The sequence below is a fragment of the Kribbella sp. NPDC050470 genome, assembly GCF_044458365.1.
Lineage (GTDB): Bacteria > Actinomycetota > Actinomycetes > Propionibacteriales > Kribbellaceae > Kribbella.
In genome coordinates, this window is record NZ_JBITHV010000013.1 from 303,067 (window position 1) to 320,142 (window position 17,076).

At 69.3% G+C, this 17,076-nt stretch carries 13 protein-coding genes; 3 read left to right on the forward strand and 10 right to left on the reverse strand.

Annotation, left to right across the window (positions count from 1 at the left end; all coding sequences use genetic code 11):
• Window positions 1-61: 61 nt before the first annotated feature.
• Together ACIBGM_RS37045 and ACIBGM_RS37050 are read left to right on the forward strand one after the other, a co-directional pair.
• Window positions 62-862, forward strand: coding sequence for an alpha/beta fold hydrolase (locus ACIBGM_RS37045; protein ID WP_396388199.1), 801 nt, complete (start codon window positions 62-64; stop codon window positions 860-862).
• 19 nt (window positions 863-881) lie between these two features.
• Window positions 882-1,400, forward strand: a complete 519-nt coding sequence (locus tag ACIBGM_RS37050; RefSeq protein ID WP_360536764.1) for a pyridoxamine 5'-phosphate oxidase family protein — start codon at window positions 882-884, stop codon at window positions 1,398-1,400.
• Window positions 1,401-1,937: 537 nt separating this feature from the next.
• On the opposite strand, the gene ACIBGM_RS37055 is transcribed toward ACIBGM_RS37050, so the two are convergent.
• The 10 genes from ACIBGM_RS37055 to ACIBGM_RS37100 all read right to left on the reverse strand — a co-directional run bounded on the left by ACIBGM_RS37055 (window position 1,938) and on the right by ACIBGM_RS37100 (window position 13,508).
• Window positions 1,938-3,035 (reverse strand): class I SAM-dependent methyltransferase, encoded by a 1,098-nt coding sequence (locus ACIBGM_RS37055; protein WP_396388200.1) that lies wholly within the window; start codon window positions 3,033-3,035, stop codon window positions 1,938-1,940.
• Window positions 3,036-3,203: 168 nt separating this feature from the next.
• Window positions 3,204-4,868 (reverse strand): LuxR C-terminal-related transcriptional regulator, encoded by a 1,665-nt coding sequence (locus ACIBGM_RS37060; RefSeq protein ID WP_360538154.1) that lies wholly within the window; start codon window positions 4,866-4,868, stop codon window positions 3,204-3,206.
• A gap of 100 nt (window positions 4,869-4,968) precedes the next feature.
• Entirely contained in the window at window positions 4,969-5,334 is a 366-nt protein-coding gene (locus ACIBGM_RS37065) for a hypothetical protein (RefSeq protein WP_360538152.1), read from the reverse strand.
• Window positions 5,331-5,648 (reverse strand): hypothetical protein, encoded by a 318-nt coding sequence (locus ACIBGM_RS37070; RefSeq protein WP_360538150.1) that lies wholly within the window; start codon window positions 5,646-5,648, stop codon window positions 5,331-5,333. Before ACIBGM_RS37070 ends, ACIBGM_RS37065 begins: the two co-directional genes overlap by 4 nt.
• A gap of 270 nt (window positions 5,649-5,918) precedes the next feature.
• Window positions 5,919-6,434: a hypothetical protein gene (locus ACIBGM_RS37075; protein ID WP_360538148.1), complete on the reverse strand. Its 516-nt coding sequence runs from the start codon at window positions 6,432-6,434 to the stop codon at window positions 5,919-5,921.
• A 15-nt stretch (window positions 6,435-6,449) separates the two neighbouring features.
• Entirely contained in the window at window positions 6,450-7,013 is a 564-nt protein-coding gene (locus ACIBGM_RS37080; RefSeq protein ID WP_360538146.1) for an OsmC family protein, read from the reverse strand.
• A gap of 110 nt (window positions 7,014-7,123) precedes the next feature.
• Window positions 7,124-9,739 carry an AAA family ATPase gene (locus ACIBGM_RS37085; RefSeq protein WP_396388201.1) on the reverse strand — a complete coding sequence of 872 codons (2,616 nt, stop codon included), beginning with the start codon at window positions 9,737-9,739 and terminating at the stop codon, window positions 7,124-7,126.
• Between the two features lie 672 nt (window positions 9,740-10,411).
• A complete protein-coding gene (locus tag ACIBGM_RS37090; RefSeq protein ID WP_396388202.1) occupies window positions 10,412-11,692 on the reverse strand; it encodes a vanadium-dependent haloperoxidase in 1,281 nt (426 codons plus the stop codon).
• A 22-nt stretch (window positions 11,693-11,714) separates the two neighbouring features.
• Window positions 11,715-12,545 (reverse strand): methyltransferase domain-containing protein, encoded by an 831-nt coding sequence (locus tag ACIBGM_RS37095; RefSeq protein ID WP_360538140.1) that lies wholly within the window; start codon window positions 12,543-12,545, stop codon window positions 11,715-11,717.
• A 93-nt stretch (window positions 12,546-12,638) separates the two neighbouring features.
• Window positions 12,639-13,508, reverse strand: coding sequence for a class I SAM-dependent methyltransferase (locus ACIBGM_RS37100; protein WP_396388203.1), 870 nt, complete (start codon window positions 13,506-13,508; stop codon window positions 12,639-12,641).
• Between the two features lie 112 nt (window positions 13,509-13,620).
• Between ACIBGM_RS37100 and ACIBGM_RS37105 the strand changes: the two genes are divergently transcribed.
• Complete coding sequence (locus tag ACIBGM_RS37105) at window positions 13,621-16,587, forward strand: AAA family ATPase (protein WP_396388204.1); 2,967 nt, start codon at window positions 13,621-13,623, stop codon at window positions 16,585-16,587.
• The last annotated feature ends 489 nt before the right edge of the window (window positions 16,588-17,076 follow it).

The following is a 17,076-nucleotide window of genomic DNA, read 5'->3' on the forward strand; positions in this document are numbered from 1 at the left end:
TGCTTGACCCGGTCGCAGCATTGGCGATGAGCTTGCTTCGGGGGCTACCCGAGGAGTGCCGATGCCGACGGTGAATGTCAACGGGGCCGAGCTCTACTACGAGATCCGCGGTGCGGGCCCGCCCGTCCTGCTGATCATGGGAGGAACCGGAGACGGCGGCCATTTCGACGCGTTCGCCGAGCAGCTGGCCGACGAGTTCATGGTCATCAGCTATGACCGGCGTGGCAACGGGCGCAGTCCCGCGCCCGACAACTGGCAGACGACCTCACCAGAGGAACAGGCCGACGACGCCGCCGCGCTGTTGAACGCGCTCGGCACCGGCCCCGCAGCAGTGTTCAGCATGAGCAGCGGCGGCAACTTCACCCTGTGCCTGCTGGTTCGGCATCCCGAACACGTGCGCGGCGCAATCCTCCACGAGCCGGCGCTGTACGCCCTGCTCGACGACTTCGACACAGTTCGAGCCCCGGTACGAGCCATAGTCCAAGACGCGATGCAAGCCGGCGGACCGCCCGCCGCGGTGGAGCGCTTCTGGTGCTACATGGCCGGGGACGACGGCTGGAACCGACTGGCTCCTTCCCTCCAGGAACGCCTCCTCGCCACCGCCAGCACATTGTTCGGCGTGGAGCTCAGCACCTACGAGCTGTACCTGCCCGACGATGACACCTTGGCCGACGTGGGCACTCCGCTCCACCTACTGGTCAGCGAGAACGGCCCGCCCGTCTTCGCCGAGATCACCCGCCGCTTCGCCAAGCGGCTCGGCCTGGATGTCGCCACCACCCCGGGAACGCATGCGACCTATCACGGGCACCCGCACGAGCTCGCCACCCGCATCCGCCCATTCCTACACGAAGTCACCCGGTGAGATCGCAGGGAGAACCAGCATGGACTCGCCAGCACTGACCGATGCCAAGCAGGTCTACCGAGCCCATCCGACCGATGCCGAGGTCGCTGAGGTACTCGCGATGCGAGAGGTGGCCACGGTCGGCACGCTCAACGAGGACGGTTCCATCCACCTCGCGTACGTGGTCTTTCTACACGAGGCCGGCCGGCTCTACTTCGAAACCTCGTCGGTCACCCGTAAGGCCCGCAACGCCGCCGGCCGGGGTCACGCGTCGATGCTGGTGCAAGGCCGTGCCTCGACCGGTACCAGCCTGATGGTGGCGGCCGAAGGCGATGCCGCGGTCATCACTGGACCACGCGCGCACGAGATCAACGAGCGGTTGCGCGCCAAGTACATCCGGCCGGAGGCGCTCGGCGGGATCAACCAGGCCTGGGGACCGATCGACGACATCGCGGTCGAGATCGTGCCGCGGACCTGGCGGTCCTGGACGTCGTCGCCGTTCCGCACACGCACGCAGCGGTACCTGACCGAGAACTACCTCGATGTCTGGCTGGATTAGGCCGGTTCCAGGGCGCGAGCCCGCCGCCGGGCGCGTCCTCGGACGCGACCAACAGCGCCACCTCGATCCGCCGCGCTGGCCGAGACTTGCCGCGCGCGTCGATACCGAGTTCTTGAACCCGCGGTACGACGATTCGCGCGCCTAGTCGAAGGCCTGATTGCGGATCAGCCCGGCGACATGGCGCCGGGCTGATCCGTTTCTGCGGTGTGATCGGTCCCATTCCTCGTCTTCGGGCGGCACGCAGGTGCCTGTGTTGTGATGCGCCCGCCGATCCGTTCCATCCACGGGTTGGGAACCGAGGCGTGTCGCCGTGCACTGAGCATGATCGCCGCTCAGGACGGGAGTCGTCGGCGCGGGGACGCTCACCGGACCGGACTCGTAATGAGAAGGTCGTCGGTTCGATTCCGACAGGCGGCGCCACTCTGACCAGCGGCAACGCTATATCGGCTTGTGTTAGTCCGGCTGCGATGGAGATCGCCCTGCACTTTCCGGTGATCGCTTAGTCCCAGACGGGTCGCCTGAGGAGTAGGCGGCTGGTCACGATGTCAGCCGGTAGAAGCGCCAGAAGTCATGCTCGATGGGCAAGACGTCCATTCGTGCGAATCCGGCTGAAGTGGCATATGCGCGCACCGTGTCGGGTCTGAGGACCGTGCCGGTGCCTGCCGAGTCCTTGTCCAGCATTCCAACCGCGAGGCAGTGCACGACGCTGAAACCGTAGTTGGCGCGTTCGATCTCGTCGCCGGGCGGAGAGAAGCGGTCGGCGACGCGTTCGTCGGCGATCACGACGCTGCCGCCCGGGGCCAGGCTGGCCCGCGCCGCCCGTAGCGCCTCGACGGGGTGGTTCATGTCGTGCAGCGCCTCGAAGATCGTGACCACGTCGAAGGGGCCGCCGAGGTCGGGGCCGCCGGCATCGTGCAGGACTGCTCGGATACGCCCATCGAGACGCGCCGCGTGGATGTTCGCGCGGGCGCGCTCGATCGAGGTGGTGTCGATGTCGAGGGCATCGATGGTCACCTGCGGGAAGGCCTGAGCGATCGCGATGCTGGACTGCGCTGTTCCGCAGGCGACGTCGCCTACGCGGGCCGGAGGCGTGCCCCGCAGCCGGGCGCGTACCTCAGGGATCGACCCCAGCCAGTCACCGATCAGGTTGACGAACTGGGGCCGGTTGGCCGCGCCGATCGCGTCGACGAGGTCCGGTCCGTACGCCTCGAACGGAACCCCGGCGCCGGTGCGGTAGGCGTCCAGCAGCTGCTCAAACGGGTAGAGCGTGTCCACGGCGATGCCGGCCCACGGAGCGAAGTAGTTGAGGTCGTCCTCATCGACAAGTACGGGACGGTGGGCGGCGGGCAGGTGGTAGCGGCGGGCGGATGGTTCGGCGTCTGGATCGTCGACGGTGAGGAGCCCGGCGACGGCCTGTTGTTCGAGCCACTCGCGTACGTAGCGCCCGGCGCAGCCGGTGCGTGTGGCCAGTTCATCCGCGGTGGCCTCGCCTCCGTCGGCGAGGGCGCGGTAGAAGCCGAGCCGGGCGCCTAGGTGGATCGAGGCGATCTCCAGGGTGTCGATAACCGCGGCGAACAGTCGTTCCATGAGGGCATCGGTTGTGTGGGTTGCAGGGGCGCCTGCGAGTTCGGTCATTGCGGTCCTCCTCGAGGTTCTGCCGACAGGCCGGCGAAGTGGGCCAAGCGGTCGAATGCTTGATCTGTCGGCGTGGTCGTCATCAAGGGACGGTATGGCTGCAGACGCCTCGCCGGCGTCGCCTGAACCGGCCAAAAGCCGGGTTCGACGACGCGTAGCCAGCTCTGGCTATGCGAGGCCGTGCCGTGCGGCTGCGGCCGCTGCTGCCGCCCGGGACGGTAATCCCAGCTTGCGCAGGATGCTTGTCACGTGGCGATGGACTGTGTGCTCGCTGAGGACGAGTCGCTCGGCGATCTGATGGTTGGTGAGGCCCTCGGCGACCAGCGTGAGGATCTGTCGTTCACGCGGGCTCAGTCCACTCATCGGACCCGTGCCACGGCCGGGCTGCTTGACCGGAGCCAGACGTTCAAGCAGCGCTTCGGCACGAGCCACCTCGCCGCGGGCGCCCAGTTGCCGCAGGTCGACGAGTGCTGTCTCGATCTGCAACCGTGCGTCCTTGATTCGGCCGTCGCCCGCGAGCACGGCGGCGAGATCCACGCGGGCGCGGCCGATCTCGTAGCCCGCGTTGCCCGCGAGCGCGTCAACCGCGTCCTCCAGGAACTGCCGAGCCGATGCTTGGTCACCGTCGGCTGAAGCCAGCTTCGCCTCGGCGATCAGCAGGGCCGCCCGCAGCGGCCGGGTCCCTACACGCGCCGCGAGTTGCCGCAAATTATCGAGCGCCTCCCGAGCTCGCTCGGGCTCGCCGAGCTCGGCGTAGGCGCGCACCGCCACCTCTAGGCCTGGTGCGCGTTCGATGCGCTGCGGCCCGACATAGCGACGCAGGAATCGCTCGGCAAGCTCGGCGGCCGCATCTGGGCATCGACGGTCAAGGGCGAGCGCGGCCCGACCCAGCAGAGCCCGCGGGTCTCCTTGACACCGGGTGAACAGGTCCTCCGCCTCGTCGAGGCGGCCCTGAAGTCGGCGCAGCTCGGCCAGCCGCACCAGCGCCTCGCCGACCAACGGCGGCCGAGAGGCGGTGAGCCCCTCAGTAGCCAGCTTCGCCTCACTCTCAGCCTCCTGCCAGCGACCCTGCCAGGTGAGTACGCCGGCGTACTTCGCGCGGCACATGCCCAGAAGCAGCTCGATGCCATGCTGCTCGCAGAACTCGCCCACCTGGCGGCACCACTGGCCTGCGCGGTCGTAGTCGCGGACCTGCTCGCACGCGGAGATGAGATAGCAGCACGCCCAGGCGACGCAGCTCAGCAGCTCGGCCTCCCCGCTCAGCGCCAGCACGGTCGCCTCGTCAAGGCGTCGCATGCCCTCGACGAGGTCGCCGTCACCGACGAGGGATCTACCCTCTATCGCCATCCCCAGCATCTCCAGCTCGACGACGCCGAATCGTCGCCCCAACTCCGCTGCCTGAGTGCCGAGGCGCCGAGCGGTGGCCGGGTCGTCGTCGATGATCATCGACGCCTCATGCACCGCCAGCCAGCCATGGTCGGCACACGGCTCGCGACCGTCGAGCAGGCGGTGGGCCCGCTGGAGCCACCCGTTACAGACAGCGTGCTCGCCTCGGAACTCCGCCCAGTCTGCCGCCAGCCACGCCGCAAGCCGCGCGGCCGCCTCGTCGTCGCCCCGTTCGCGGTAGAGGCGATAGGCCCGCTCGCGAGCCCGAATCGTCAGCAGATCGTCGTCCTGGCAGTACGCCGCCCACCCCAGACCCTCGAACGCCTCGGGACTCTCGTTGGACTCGATCGCGCGCTCAAAGCACGCACGGGCCCCCTGCCATTCACCCGCGCGTAACGCACCCCATCCGCCTGCCAGCGGATCCAGCTCGGTGCGCTGACCATCCATACACCAGATTCTCCATCAACTGACCACGAGTGACTGCGGACGAACACAGACGCTCAACCGGCTAGAGGCGCCAAGTCACGCCCCAGCTGGATCGGCTGGTTCAGCGGAACCGCCGGCCGATCGCTTGCGCGACGACTGCGGCGCCCTCGCCGACCCCGAACAGGACCGATGACCCGCGGGTACGTAGGAGATGGACCGCGCCGCGGATGGCGAGGGTGTCGGCCTCGGAACCGCCGCGTGAAGATGATGATCCCGGTGGCGTCGGCGCCGGGCACGCGGGCCACCTGCCGGCCGGCCAGGGCGATCGCGGCGCGAGGCTTGATCGAACAAGCATGCTGCTCGACGAGTCGCCGAAGTGGTGGGTCAGGTACGGCGGCAGCGCGGCGTCGACAACGCGCGAGTCGACCGGCATGGTCGCGTTGTATTCGAGATAGATCGGTCCGTCTGCGAGCCATGGGTGTGTCATCGGTTCCTCCGTGGGTGTGTCTCGCACACGCGCGCGGCCACGACCAGGCCTGAGGCCGCCGTGATGAGGGCGGCGAACCAGACCGCGGCGGTCAGGCCCCACAGGTCGGCGATCATGCCGGCGCCCCGGCGGCGAATCGCCCGTCGCGCCATAGCCAGTAGACCCCGACCGGGCGCGCGCCAGGACGCGTGCGCGACGTCGCCGATGGCCGCGAGCGGCGTGGGATAGACCTCGGCGTGCCGAGCCCGAGCAGCACGAGCGCGGCCCGGACCCACCCGGTAGCTGTTCCCGGGCGTTATCGCCGGCAGACTCATCAGCCCGTCTCGCTCGCCGACAAGCTCAGCCGCGACGGCATCACCCTTAGCTGGTCGAGCAGCGCCGAGGCGTGGACGAGCCGCTCGGCGAGCCTACGACCCTCTCGAAGTGGTACGCGCGATGGGGCTGCTCGGCGACCAGGCTGTACAGCTGCCCGACCCTGGCCACGAGAACATCGCCATCGACGGTTGCATGAGGGCTCCTCTGTCTCGAACTGGTCGGCGGCCGATGCGTCGTGCCGTCAGGCCGGGGGAACTGGAGTCACGGGCTTATCGTCCGCCCACGACTGGCGCCATGAAGAGGATCCCGGTCTCGACGAGGGCGAGCTCTGCGGCGGTGACGCCGGCCTCGACCGCCGCGACGCTCGTGTACGGCATCTTGGTGACGGCGAAAGCGGGTCCAGGGACCGCGAGGACGATCGTCCAGGCGCCCGTGTACCCGCTCGCCCCCGGCACGGCGGACAGGACGTGGTCGTGTCGCAGGGTGCCGTCGGGGCACGCGACTTGGGTGGCGCCGGGCGCCAGGATGACGTAGAGCCGGGGTGCCGGGGCGCTGCGTTTGGCCGTGGACAGATCAGGGCCAAGGGCGAAGCAGGCGAAGTGCGCCTGATTCGGGTTGGCGGTCGTGGCCGACGGGATCTGGAGGACAACCGTCTCGCCCTCGTAGTACGAAGGCTCGTACTCCAGGGTCCCTGGCGGGGCCAGCGCCGAGGCCGAAGGGCCGGTCAGGAGCAGGCACGCTACGGCGAGGAGCAGCAGGACCATCGATCGGTGGTGTCTGGACATGGTCTCCTCCTGGACTCAAGCCCGGGCGATGCTGACGTGCACCGGATGGCGCAGGATGTCGAGCACGGGGGAGGTCCTTTGCACGTAGGTGCACAGCTCGTCGACCTTGTCGCTGGGCGCGTCGCAGTCGATCCGGTAAGTCACGCGGATGGTCTGGAAGCCCGGGCGCACATCAGGGGGCAGTCCGAGGAAACCGTGCAAGTCGAGATCGCCCTCGAGATCGAACTCGAGGCGCTTGAGCTCGATGCCCTGCGCCGCGGCGTTGTACGCGACGCCGACCGCCAGGCAGGAGGCGAGGGCATGGAGCACCGCCTCCACGGCGTTCGGAGCGTTGTTGCCGCCGAGCAGGACGGGCGGCTCGTCGCCCTCAAGCACGAAGGGCCGGGTCCGTGAGGAGTCCTCCTGGCCGGCTCCCCAGAAGCCCTGGATGGTCGTGCGAGAGTGTCCCCCGCCCAGCCAGGTATTGCTCGCGCGGAAGCGGAATGTCGCCAGCTTCGGGTCGGCCTGGACGGCAGCGACCGTCTCGGTGAGCTGGACGAGATCGACGCCGTTCAGGGCGTCGTGTGTGGTGGTGGACATTTGCGGCCTCCTTCAGGTCGATGACGTGGGCCGTCGACGAAAGGCTGCTCGCGGAGGTCGCCACCGGTCGTCGGTATTCACTACTGATCTTTCGCGTGGCAGCACGTACATCAGATTGGTGACGGCGACCCCGTACCACCGGCGAGATCGGCGGCGCGTCGAGCCGCCTCTCGGCGGGTGCGCACACCGAGCTTGTCCATCGCCACCGCGATGTGGGTTTCGACGGTGCGGACCGACACCACGAGCCGCGCGGCGATCTCGGCATTGGTGAGCCCTTCGCCCACCAGGCCGATCACTTCGACTTGACGCTCCGTAAGTCCGGCGGGGTTCTGGTGGGTCGCTCGCGAGTGTCCTCGCGGCATGTGCGCGACCCCCAGCTCTCGGAGCCGGCGGCGAACGATCCGAGCCAGCGGCGGCGTGCCCAGCCGCTGCAGGATGTCCAGGGCGCTCAGCAAGTGTCGAGGGTCGGCGCTTTCGATCAGCGCAAGCGCCTGCTCGTACCGGGCTCTTTGCGCCGCGAAGAACTCGGCCGCCGCGGCCCACTCGCCGCGGGCCAGGGCCGCGTAGGGATGATCCGCCATGGCCGGTGTTACCGGCTCGCCGGCTTTGGCCAGCCAGTATCCGAGCTCGGACTCGTAGGCAACCGATCCGAGCTCTCGCGCCTCCGCGTAGGTGCTCGCGACCGCGTCGCGGGCCGCCTCGAGATCCCCGCGTAACCAGGCGGACTCGGCGCGAGCGGCCGCAATGGGACCGGTGCGCTGCAGCTCGTTCATCTCCACCGACAAGGCCCAGGCCTCGGCCAGCATCGTGTCGCCATCCGGAAGGGCGCGACGGATACGCATCCGGCCGACCGGAAGCAACGCCCCCCACCGGAGCGGAACTTGCGGCGACTCGATCGCCACCTGTGAGTCGGCCAGGACGCCGTCCCAGTCGCCCAGGTATAGCCGCAGCCTGGCGCGTTCGAGGGTGAGGAACCCAAGATAGGCCACCTGCTCAGCACGGTCGGCCAGGTCGATGCCGGCGACGAGTTGATCGCGTGCCTCTGTCAACCGGAACACGTCGAGCAGGTCCGAGGAGATCGCGACGTACGCGCGCAGGGCGTGCTCGGTCTCGCCGGCGGAAAGGGCGACGGCGAGAGCTTCGCTCATCTCGGCCTCGCCCTCGCGTTCACCATGGACGCACCGCGCCATGCCGATGTTGGTGAGTGCGTGGGCCAGGATGGCCTGGTCGCCGGTCTCACGGGCAAGCGCGGCGGCCCGCTCGCCATGCTCGACGCTCGCGGTCGTGTGGTAGGCGATGGCCAGCAGTTGGGAGCGGTTGCTGAGCGCCATCGCAAGGAGACGCCGGTTCCCGGCGCGCTCAAGCACCTCGATGGCCTCTTGCGCTGCCTGCTCGGCATGCACGCGGTCGCCATTCCACCAGTGCATCCGCGACAGCCACCGCAAAGCGACGCCCAATGCCTCCGGGTCGCCGAACGACCGCAGCAGACCAACCGCCCGGGTCTGAGCACGGACTGCCTCCTGTGCGTTTCCCAGGGTGTAGCACTCGACGGCATACGACGCGAGCATGTCAGCCTGCTCCGCTGGCGGGAACCGCTCCTGCTGCTCGAGCACCAGCCGGTAGTGTGCCGCCGCCTCGCGGTGGGAACCGGCGCGCGCCGCCTCACGTGCCGCGTCCGGTCCGAACCGGACTATGGCGTCGAGATCGCCGGCCTGCCTCGCGTGGTGGACCAACCGGGAGAGGTCGGCCTCGCCGTGGGAGTTCAGCACGGCCAGCACAACCTCATTGAGCTCGATCCGTCGCGCCGCCGGTAGGGAGTCGACGATCGCCCGCCGAGTCAGCTCGTGCCGGAAGGCGACGCGCTCCGGCGACACCGTCAGCAGGCCGTGTTCCTCCGCAGCGGCCAGTGCCGCGACCCCACCCGGCGCGAGGGCGTCGACGAGCCACCACTCCAGGGCCGACGGCACGACGCTCAGTCGCTCGACCAGGTCGTGTGCGGGCGCCTCCAACCGCCTGGTGCGCGTCAGCACGGCGTCCACCACCGTCGGCGGGACGGTCTCGCTGTCCCCGGCGGCGATCACCTGGCTGACGAAGAATGGGTTGCCCGATGTCACCGAGTACACATGAGCTGGGTCGACGTCGGCGGATGTGCTGAGCTCCTCGACCGCGGCTCGAGACAGCCGCTGCAGGGGAAGGCGCACCGCCCGCGGCGCGCTGGACGCCTCAGCGAGCAACTCATGGAGTGGATGATCACGGGTCAGCTCGTCATCGCGGTAGGTGACGACCAGCGCGACTGGCAAGTGAGCAATGCGACGGACCAGGAAACGCAGGGCATCGAGGGTCGCCTCGTCGGCCCAGTGGACGTCCTCGACTACAAGGACCGTCGGCTGGTCGGCCGTGGCGAGCTCGCTGCGCAGTGCGGCCAGGACGCGGTCGCGGTCGGCCGCGGCCTGCACAGCCTCGGCAAGCTCGACTCCGACACTCCCGACCAGGTCGCGGAACGGCCCGAGCGTGCGTCGGGTCGCGAGATCGTCGCAGTAGCCCAAGAGGAATCGGTGATTGGCAGGCAGCGCTAAGCGCGATGCGTCGACCAGGCTGGACTTGCCGATCCCAGCTTCGCCGTAGATGAAGACCACGCTACCGGTGCCTGCCTCGGCTGCTTGAGTCGCCTCCGCCAGGGTCGCTAGCTCGCGGTTACGCTCTAGAATTCTATGGCGAGCTGCCATGACCTCTCCACGCCGCCAGAATCTGCAGACGGCTGCGGCGCCGCTCCGCGTCCGTCTGCCGTTGTCGTCTACGCGTAGACCTCAACGATCACTTGGACTCTGCGATTCACGGCGACAACTGTCAAGGAGTACCGCGACATCGTCGATGATCGGAGCGTAGGGGACAGCAAAACGGTCTGCCAGCGCGGCGCCGCACTGTGTGGAACCCTGCATCATCATCCGCGAACAGCATCGAAATCCTCACCCAGTGACTCTACGGTTGACGCCATGCTGGCGAGTTGCTTCCTGCCACGGGCAGCAGAGCCCGGGGCAGGACGAGGCACGTTGTTTGAGACCGGACCGTGTCGTCAGCGGCGGGCACGACAGCGGATCTGGCACGGGCTGCTGACGCTGGGTAGGTGGAACCTGCCAGTTCGGCGACGTTTGGCCCAGCGCCGGATAATATGCCGCGGAGCAGGAACCAGTGGCGCCGAGCGCACAAGATCTTGGCGTGCGGGACGAGGCCGTCGGTGCTCGGGAGGGTGAAGCGGTCGATGACCTCGGCGGTGCGCCGCATTCCGGGCAGCCGACGACCTCGAGCGGCGGTTTCGCGGTCGGTGTGCAAGGTCGTCCCCTCCCCTTGTGACTGGAGTTGCTCGACATGGCGACGTCGGTCTCCGTCGGGGTGTTTGGCTACTGCGGCCGCAGCGCGTGCTGTGTCGCGAACTGGCCGATCTTTCGGCCGACCTTGATGCCGGTTTCGATGGCGAAGCGGAAGTGGAAGCCGGCCGGAACACGCGATTCGGCGTTCTCCAGTTCGGCCTGTGTGAAGGAGCTCCAACAGCGCTGGGTCCCCGAGGGTGCCGAGGTTGTCGAGACCATGCAGAACTGAAAGCTGTCGGCGCCTGTGAACGCGCGCAGGATCGCCGCGGCCGCGGCGCCGAGCACGCTGTGTGTCGAGGGGTAGTCGGGGAGCGGCGGCGTCGGGCGCAGGGACAGCCAGGAGGGGTCGGGCTGGGTCGAGGGGTTGCCGTCGGTGTCGGCTTTGCGGATCGCGGTCACGGGCCGCCAGAAGGCGAAGTGTCGTTTCTGGTACCAGCCGACGACGAATCCGTCGGCCATCGCCATGTTGAGCAGGGCTTGCAGGCGCGCGGTGGCGTGCAGGTCGTAGCCGTAGCGTGCGGACACCAGGTTGCCGATGCGGCTCCACCCGCTTGGCGACGGCTCGGCCCAGAAGTGGGCGAGGTGGGTTTGGTCCGGCGTCCGGGCGGGGCTGATGTCTTGGCCGACGAGCTTGACCTCGTTGTAGTCGCGGGCGTACTGCTCGCTGGTCAGCGAGGGTGGTGGATCGGGCAGGAATTGGCCGCGGTCGCGAAGGGTGAAGGGTGCCACGTTCTGGAACTGGGGTTCGAGCATGGGCGCGAATGCCGGCGGGGTTGGTTCCCAGACCCCGGGTCCGGGTGCCGGGTTGAACGGATCCGGTGTGGCGTACCCGTCGTCGGCGCGCGCAACCAGGGCAGCGTCGCCGACCGCGCGACCGAGTGCCACGCCGGCGTCCTCGGCGTCGCCGTCCGGAACGGTTGAGAGCGACTCGGCGAGCCGATCGTCGAGTGTGGCTTGGTTCGCCGGGAAGAACGTGACGAGTACCTCGTGGGCTGCTGCCGCGGCGGCGGCCTCGGCGTCCGCGTGGCGGTCTTGGACTGTCGCGACATACGTCTGGTACCGCGGCTGGGCGCCGTTGACGGCGTCGTGTTGTGCGGCGTGCATGATGGCCAGGATTCGCGCGAGCCTGAGGGGGTTCCCGATCGGTTGGGAGCGCGCAATGTCGTTCCAGTCGCGAATGACGTCGCCCGTCCACGCGCGGGCGACCGCTCCCTGGGACGGTCCGCGCGCCGAGTCCGGTGCCGAACCCATCAGTGCGAGCGTCAGTACGGCCACGCAGCCGGTGACGACGATGCGATGAACGGTGGTCATCTCCCCTCCTCTCGTCGCAGCGTCAGCGTCGGGCGACGTAGGCGTAGTAGTTGCAGGCGGCGAAGAAGGTGCCGTCGGTGGCGGAACGGCGCTGATCGGCGAGCCAGGCATCGACTTGCGCGGCCGACACCTGTCCGGTCGAGGTCGCCAGGGGCGCGTATGTCTCGGCCAGGTTGAGCATCAGCGTGCTCGACCCGGCGTCCGCGTACACGTGCGCCTGTGTGGCGATCAGCCGCAGCCCGGCCTTCGGCAGTAGCCGAGGGAGCTCGCGCATGACGCGTGGCGAGCTCATGATCGTCGCCCGGAGGGCAGGCTCGACGAGCTCGCCGAGGCGCGGGTCGGAGCAGCCGAAGGTCAGCGAGGCGAAGTCGGCGTCGAAGATGGCCACGAACCCGCCCGGCCGGACGACCCGCGCGGCCTCGGTGAGCACGGCGAGTGGGTCGCGAGCGTGGCTGACGAGGGTATGGGCGACGGCAACATCAAAGCTGCTGGCTGGCAACTCCAGCGCGTGCGCGTCGCCGACGGCGAACTGAACGCGGTCGCCGACGCCTTCCTCGGCTGCGAGCGTCTCGGCGACCGCGATGAAGTCGGCGCTCTGATCGATCCCCGTCACGGTGCCGGCGAATCCGTCGCGCGCTGCGATCGCACGGGCCACTACACCAGTGCCGCAGCCCAGATCCAGGACCGCAGTCGCTCGCGGCAGGTCGATCAGCTCGAGATAGTCCTCGCGGTAGGCCACGAAGGTCGGGTCCCTGCCGCGGAGCTCGAGCCGTTCGATGAACCGCTCGACGGTCGCGGGGTTCTGCTCGTTGACGAACTGCATCACGTCGCGAACCTGCGGCTGTGTCGTCATCACCTTCTCCTTCTCGGGCATCGGCGCCCGCTCATCCAGGCACGCAGACCGCGTGCACGATGTGCCGCGATCGCGTGCTGTCTGCGTTAAGGGTCACGTTTGCCTCGCTCCTGCTCCCGGCTTGCGGCCGGAGGCGAGCTTGACCGAGACGGGTACTTCGAGACCGTCCTTCGTGGCGTAGGGGCGAACGAGGCAATCGAAGGCAGCTCGGATGCGCGCCTGCACGCGTTCGGGCTGCGCGAGCACCAGTGCTCGGGTCCGTACGGTTCCGCCGAGCAGCCCGTTCCACAGCTCGTCGCCGCTCGCAAACCGGTGAGTGAACGCCACCGTCTGCACGTCGACGTCGCCGAGACCGGCGTGCCCCAACAGGCGCGCGAACTCACCTTCGTCGGCGAAGCGAAAGATCGGTGGACCCGATGGGAGGTCGGCGGAAGGCTCCACCTTGGCCTCGGCGACGGCGTCGACGAGCACGCCGAGCAGCCGCGCACGCTCGGGGAGGTCCCAGGTGGACAGCGCCAGCTTCCGGCCGGGCCGAAGCACCCGGGCGAGCTCAGCGGCGATGTGCTCCGGCCGGCCGACGTGGAGGATGAGGAAGTTGCCGACGACCGCGTCGAACGACCCGTCGGCGAAGGGCAGCTGCTCGGCGTCGGCCTGCCGGAAGTCGATCTCCGGGCGGAGCCGCTGGGCGAGCGCCACCATTTCGGCGGCGACGTCGACACCGACGACGTCGGCGCCGCGCACGGCACAGGCGGCAGCGACATAGCCCGGTCCGCTCGCCACGTCGAGGACACGCCCGCCACGATCGACCTTTGCCGCGTCGAGGAGCTGCTCGGTCACTCGCGTCGTGATCGCCCCGAAGAAGCGGTGGTAGCCGTCGGCGCGCCCATCCCATCCGGCCGCCTCGAACGCGTTGAACGCATCCGCATCGATCGTCTGGCGGGTTGCCTTTGCGTGGGTCCTCATATCGCCCGATGCTGGCTGTAAGGCCGTGTCGCCGGCATCGGGCAGAACGCCTTATCTTTGCTCGCGCGCCGGATTTGTCGCCCCGAAGAGTCGCGGCGCATACCTTATTCGCATGGAGCGCAGGACCGCGCCCGGCTTGATCGGTCGCAGCGCCGAGCTGCGTCGCCTGGAGGACGCCGTCGCGTCGGCGGCCGCCGGGCGCGGAGCGGTCGCGCTCGTGGCCGGCGAGGCTGGTATTGGCAAGACCAGGCTCGTCAGCGAGCTGTGCGACCGCGTCAGGCAGTCGGGCTCGACCGTGCTCAGCGGATGCTGCATCGACGCCGTCGGGACCGGACTCCCCTACCTCCCGCTGGTCGAGGCACTCAGGCCGCTCCACGCGACAGCAGCGCTGGACGATCTCACGGGCGATCTGAGCGAGCTCGTCCGGCTCATTCCCGAACTCGGCGACTCGCCCAGCGCCTCGACCCCGAGCACGCGCGCCGATACCCAGCTGCGTCTGTTCCATGAGACGGTCGAGCTACTCGACCGCGTCAGCGAGGATCAAGCGGTTGTGCTTGTCCTCGAGGACCTGCACTGGGCGGACGCATCGACGCTGGGACTGCTCTCCTATCTGGCTCATGCCGTGCGCGACCACCGGATCCTCGTCGTCGCCACCTACCGGATCGACCAGCCGGGAGAGGGACTTACGCGCCTCGTGGTCGAGCTCGAACGCTCCGGGGCTGCGAATGCCGTGGAGCTCGCACCGTTGAGCGACCGAGACCTCGCCCAGCTGCTGTCCGAGGCGTCCGCCCAGACGCTCGACCCAGCCCTCGTCGCGTCGATCTGTGCCCGGTCCGAGGGGAACCCGTTCTTCGCCGAGGAGCTGCTCGCGGCCGCGCGCGACGGCGACCAGTCGGTCCCGAGAATCCTCCGTGATGTGCTGCTTCAGCGCTTCGACCAGCTCGGAGGCAAGGCGCGTGCGGTGCTGCGAGTGGCAGCGGCGTGCTCCCGCGAAATCCCGTACACGCTGCTGGCCGCAGTCGTGCCCTACGACGCGCACGACCTCGTGGAAGCACTGCGCGAGGCTGTCAAGGGCGGCTTGCTCGTGGCGGACACCGCCGCAGGCACGTTCCGGTTCCGACACGCCCTACTCGCCGAGGCAAGCTACTCGACGGTCCTCCCCGGGGAGCGGGAAGCGATTCACGCCCGCCTGGCGCAGGCACTCGTCGATGATCCGGCGTCGGCCGCGAGCTCGATCTCGGCTGAGCTCGCACATCACTGGGCCGCGGCAGGACGACCTGTCGAGGCGCTTCGAGCTTCCGTTGCGGCTGCGCGGGAGGCGGAGACGGTAGCCGGTAGGGCCGAGGCGCTGCGGCACCTCCAGCGGGTGCTGGAGCTCTGGCCGCAGGTCGGCGACGCCGAGGCGCTCCTCGGCCTTGACCTCGGCGCGGTGTTGCGGTGGGCGGCGGAGGTCGCCTACTGGGCCGGCGCCGGGGGCCGCGCTGCGGAGCTGATGCGGCAGGCCCTCGCGCTACCCAGCGCCCAGACCGATGCCGTGCAGCTCGGCCTGATGCACGAGCGACTGGCGTCCTATCTGCTCGCGATCGGCGAGCGCGCTGCCGCGATGGCCGCACTCGAACGCGCGGTCGGGCTCGTTCCTGCGAAGCCACCGTCGGCCCAGCGAGCGACAGTGCTTGCCGCCTACGGCCGTGGGCTCATGCTCGCGTGCCGCTTCGACGAGTCCAGAGTTGCGTGCGAGCAGGCCCTCGCCGTCGGCGCAGCTATCGGCGACGACCGGCCCGCCCTGAGAGCGCGGACCGTTCTCGGTGCAGCCCTGTGCCGGCTCGGCTCCGGGCATGACGGCGTGACCCGTCTTCGTCATGCCCGTGAACTGGCGCGCGACTGCGGGTCAGTCCAAGACGAGCTCTACACCTACGTGCAGCTCTCGGACGTGCTCCTCATCCAGGGACGCCTCGCCGAGGCTGCCGACGATGCGCTTGAGGGGCTCGCAAAGTCTCGCCGGCACGGGTACCAGCGGAGTTTCGGCAGCATCCTCGGCCCCAACGCAGCCGACGCGCTCCTCGGGCTCGGCGAGTGGTCCCGGGCCGAGGAAGTACTCGAGGCGACCCTGCGTGAGACCGGCGCGTTTTGGCCTGAGGTGGTGCACATCGTCTGCGCCCAGCTCGCACTGGGTCGAGGCCGGCTCGAACGGGCGCGCGAGCACCTTGAGCTCAGCGCGCGTTATAGCGACGAGCCAGATACGAAGGCTGTGTACGCGGCCCTCGTGGCCGAGCTCGCCCTCTGGGAAGGACGCTTCGACGACGCGCTCGGGGTCGTCACCAGGCTCCACGACGAGGAGCCTGGTGATCCGCGGTACCGGGAGCCCCACCTCTGCGCGCTCGGGCTGCGTGCCCTCGTCGAACGCGCACGACAGGCGGCCATCCGGCGAGACGCCGCCACCGTCACCGACGCCCAGCGCCGCGGCCGCCTGCTACTCGAACGCGCACGCCGCTCGGCGGCACGCTCGGCCGCCGTCTCGCCCGAAGCTCACGGCTGGACCGCCGTCGCCGAATCCGAACACACGCGCCTCGCGAGCTCGCCGAGCCCGGAGCGCTGGCAGCACGCGGCGGCGATCTGGGAGCAGCTGCAGCGTCCATATCAGGCCGCGTACTGCCGCTGGCGTCTCGCGGAGGCCCTCGTCGCAGCCGGAGCGCCGCGGACCGACGCCGCCGCGCCGGCCCGCGAGGCGCACCGGACCGCGCGACGTCTCGCAGCAACGCCGCTGCTGCACGAGGTCGAGAAGCTCGCTCGGCGTGCACGCCTCGACCTGACGAGCGCCGACGCGAGCGCGCCGCCGGACAACGAGGACACACTCGGCCTGACCGCGCGGGAGCGCGAGGTGCTCCAACTGCTGGCCCGCGGCTACACGAACCGCGAGATCGCGTCCGAGCTCACGATCAGCGTGAAGACCGCCAGCGTCCACGTCTCGCACATCCTGCGAAAGCTCGACGTCACGAGCCGGCTCAAAGCAGCCGAGATCGCGCACCAGCTCACCCCGCCCCGGCCAAGCCGGCCAGAAGCGGCTGCGGAGCGAACCTGATGCAGTCAGCCGACCGCACCCGTGCCTACCGCACGCCCGGGTGGTCGGCAGCGCCCGCGGCGCGGTGATGTTCTCGCCCTTTCGGTGAACGACCGTGTCGGGCGGGCCGGCCCGACGCACCGCCACGTCCGCTTGCGCCAGACCCGCTCGACCGGCCCGCCGAAGCGCAGGACGTCGAACAGCCTGACGGTGCGGCAGCCGTGGCTGTGAGCGACCACGCGGCACCAACAGTAGGCCTCGACCCGTGCCGGGGACTCGATTACCACCCGCAGGAACGGACCACGCCTGGCGTCGTACTCGGAGACGTCGAGGACGTGGACACCTTCGAGCCGTCCACACCGCGAGCACTGGTAAGGAGCAGGCCGCGCGCGATCACACGCCGCTGGCTGCGACATGTCAACGGCAGCCGAAAACTGACCAGCTTGCGGCAACTGAATGTTGACCATCTTCTGGTTCATGGTTCGTCGGTCGGGGCGGTGGGGACGCGGC

Bases quoted from the DNA above. Each gene is read 5' to 3' on its own strand.
- ACIBGM_RS37075 (WP_360538148.1), bottom strand. From the start codon at position 6,434: ATGTCCAGACACCACCGATCGATGGTCCTGCTGCTCCTCGCCGTAGCG.
- ACIBGM_RS37065 (WP_360538152.1), bottom strand. From the start codon at position 5,334: ATGACACACCCATGGCTCGCAGACGGACCGATCTATCTCGAATACAAC.
- ACIBGM_RS37050 (WP_360536764.1), top strand. From the start codon at position 882: ATGGACTCGCCAGCACTGACCGATGCCAAGCAGGTCTACCGAGCCCAT.
- ACIBGM_RS37080 (WP_360538146.1), bottom strand. From the start codon at position 7,013: ATGTCCACCACCACACACGACGCCCTGAACGGCGTCGATCTCGTCCAG.
- ACIBGM_RS37070 (WP_360538150.1), bottom strand. From the start codon at position 5,648: ATGAGTCTGCCGGCGATAACGCCCGGGAACAGCTACCGGGTGGGTCCG.
- ACIBGM_RS37090 (WP_396388202.1), bottom strand. From the start codon at position 11,692: ATGACCACCGTTCATCGCATCGTCGTCACCGGCTGCGTGGCCGTACTG.
- ACIBGM_RS37085 (WP_396388201.1), bottom strand. From the start codon at position 9,739: ATGGCAGCTCGCCATAGAATTCTAGAGCGTAACCGCGAGCTAGCGACC.
- ACIBGM_RS37060 (WP_360538154.1), bottom strand. From the start codon at position 4,868: ATGGATGGTCAGCGCACCGAGCTGGATCCGCTGGCAGGCGGATGGGGT.
- ACIBGM_RS37095 (WP_360538140.1), bottom strand. From the start codon at position 12,545: ATGACGACACAGCCGCAGGTTCGCGACGTGATGCAGTTCGTCAACGAG.
- ACIBGM_RS37045 (WP_396388199.1), top strand. From the start codon at position 62: ATGCCGACGGTGAATGTCAACGGGGCCGAGCTCTACTACGAGATCCGC.
- ACIBGM_RS37100 (WP_396388203.1), bottom strand. From the start codon at position 13,508: ATGAGGACCCACGCAAAGGCAACCCGCCAGACGATCGATGCGGATGCG.
- ACIBGM_RS37055 (WP_396388200.1), bottom strand. From the start codon at position 3,035: ATGACCGAACTCGCAGGCGCCCCTGCAACCCACACAACCGATGCCCTC.
- ACIBGM_RS37105 (WP_396388204.1), top strand. From the start codon at position 13,621: ATGGAGCGCAGGACCGCGCCCGGCTTGATCGGTCGCAGCGCCGAGCTG.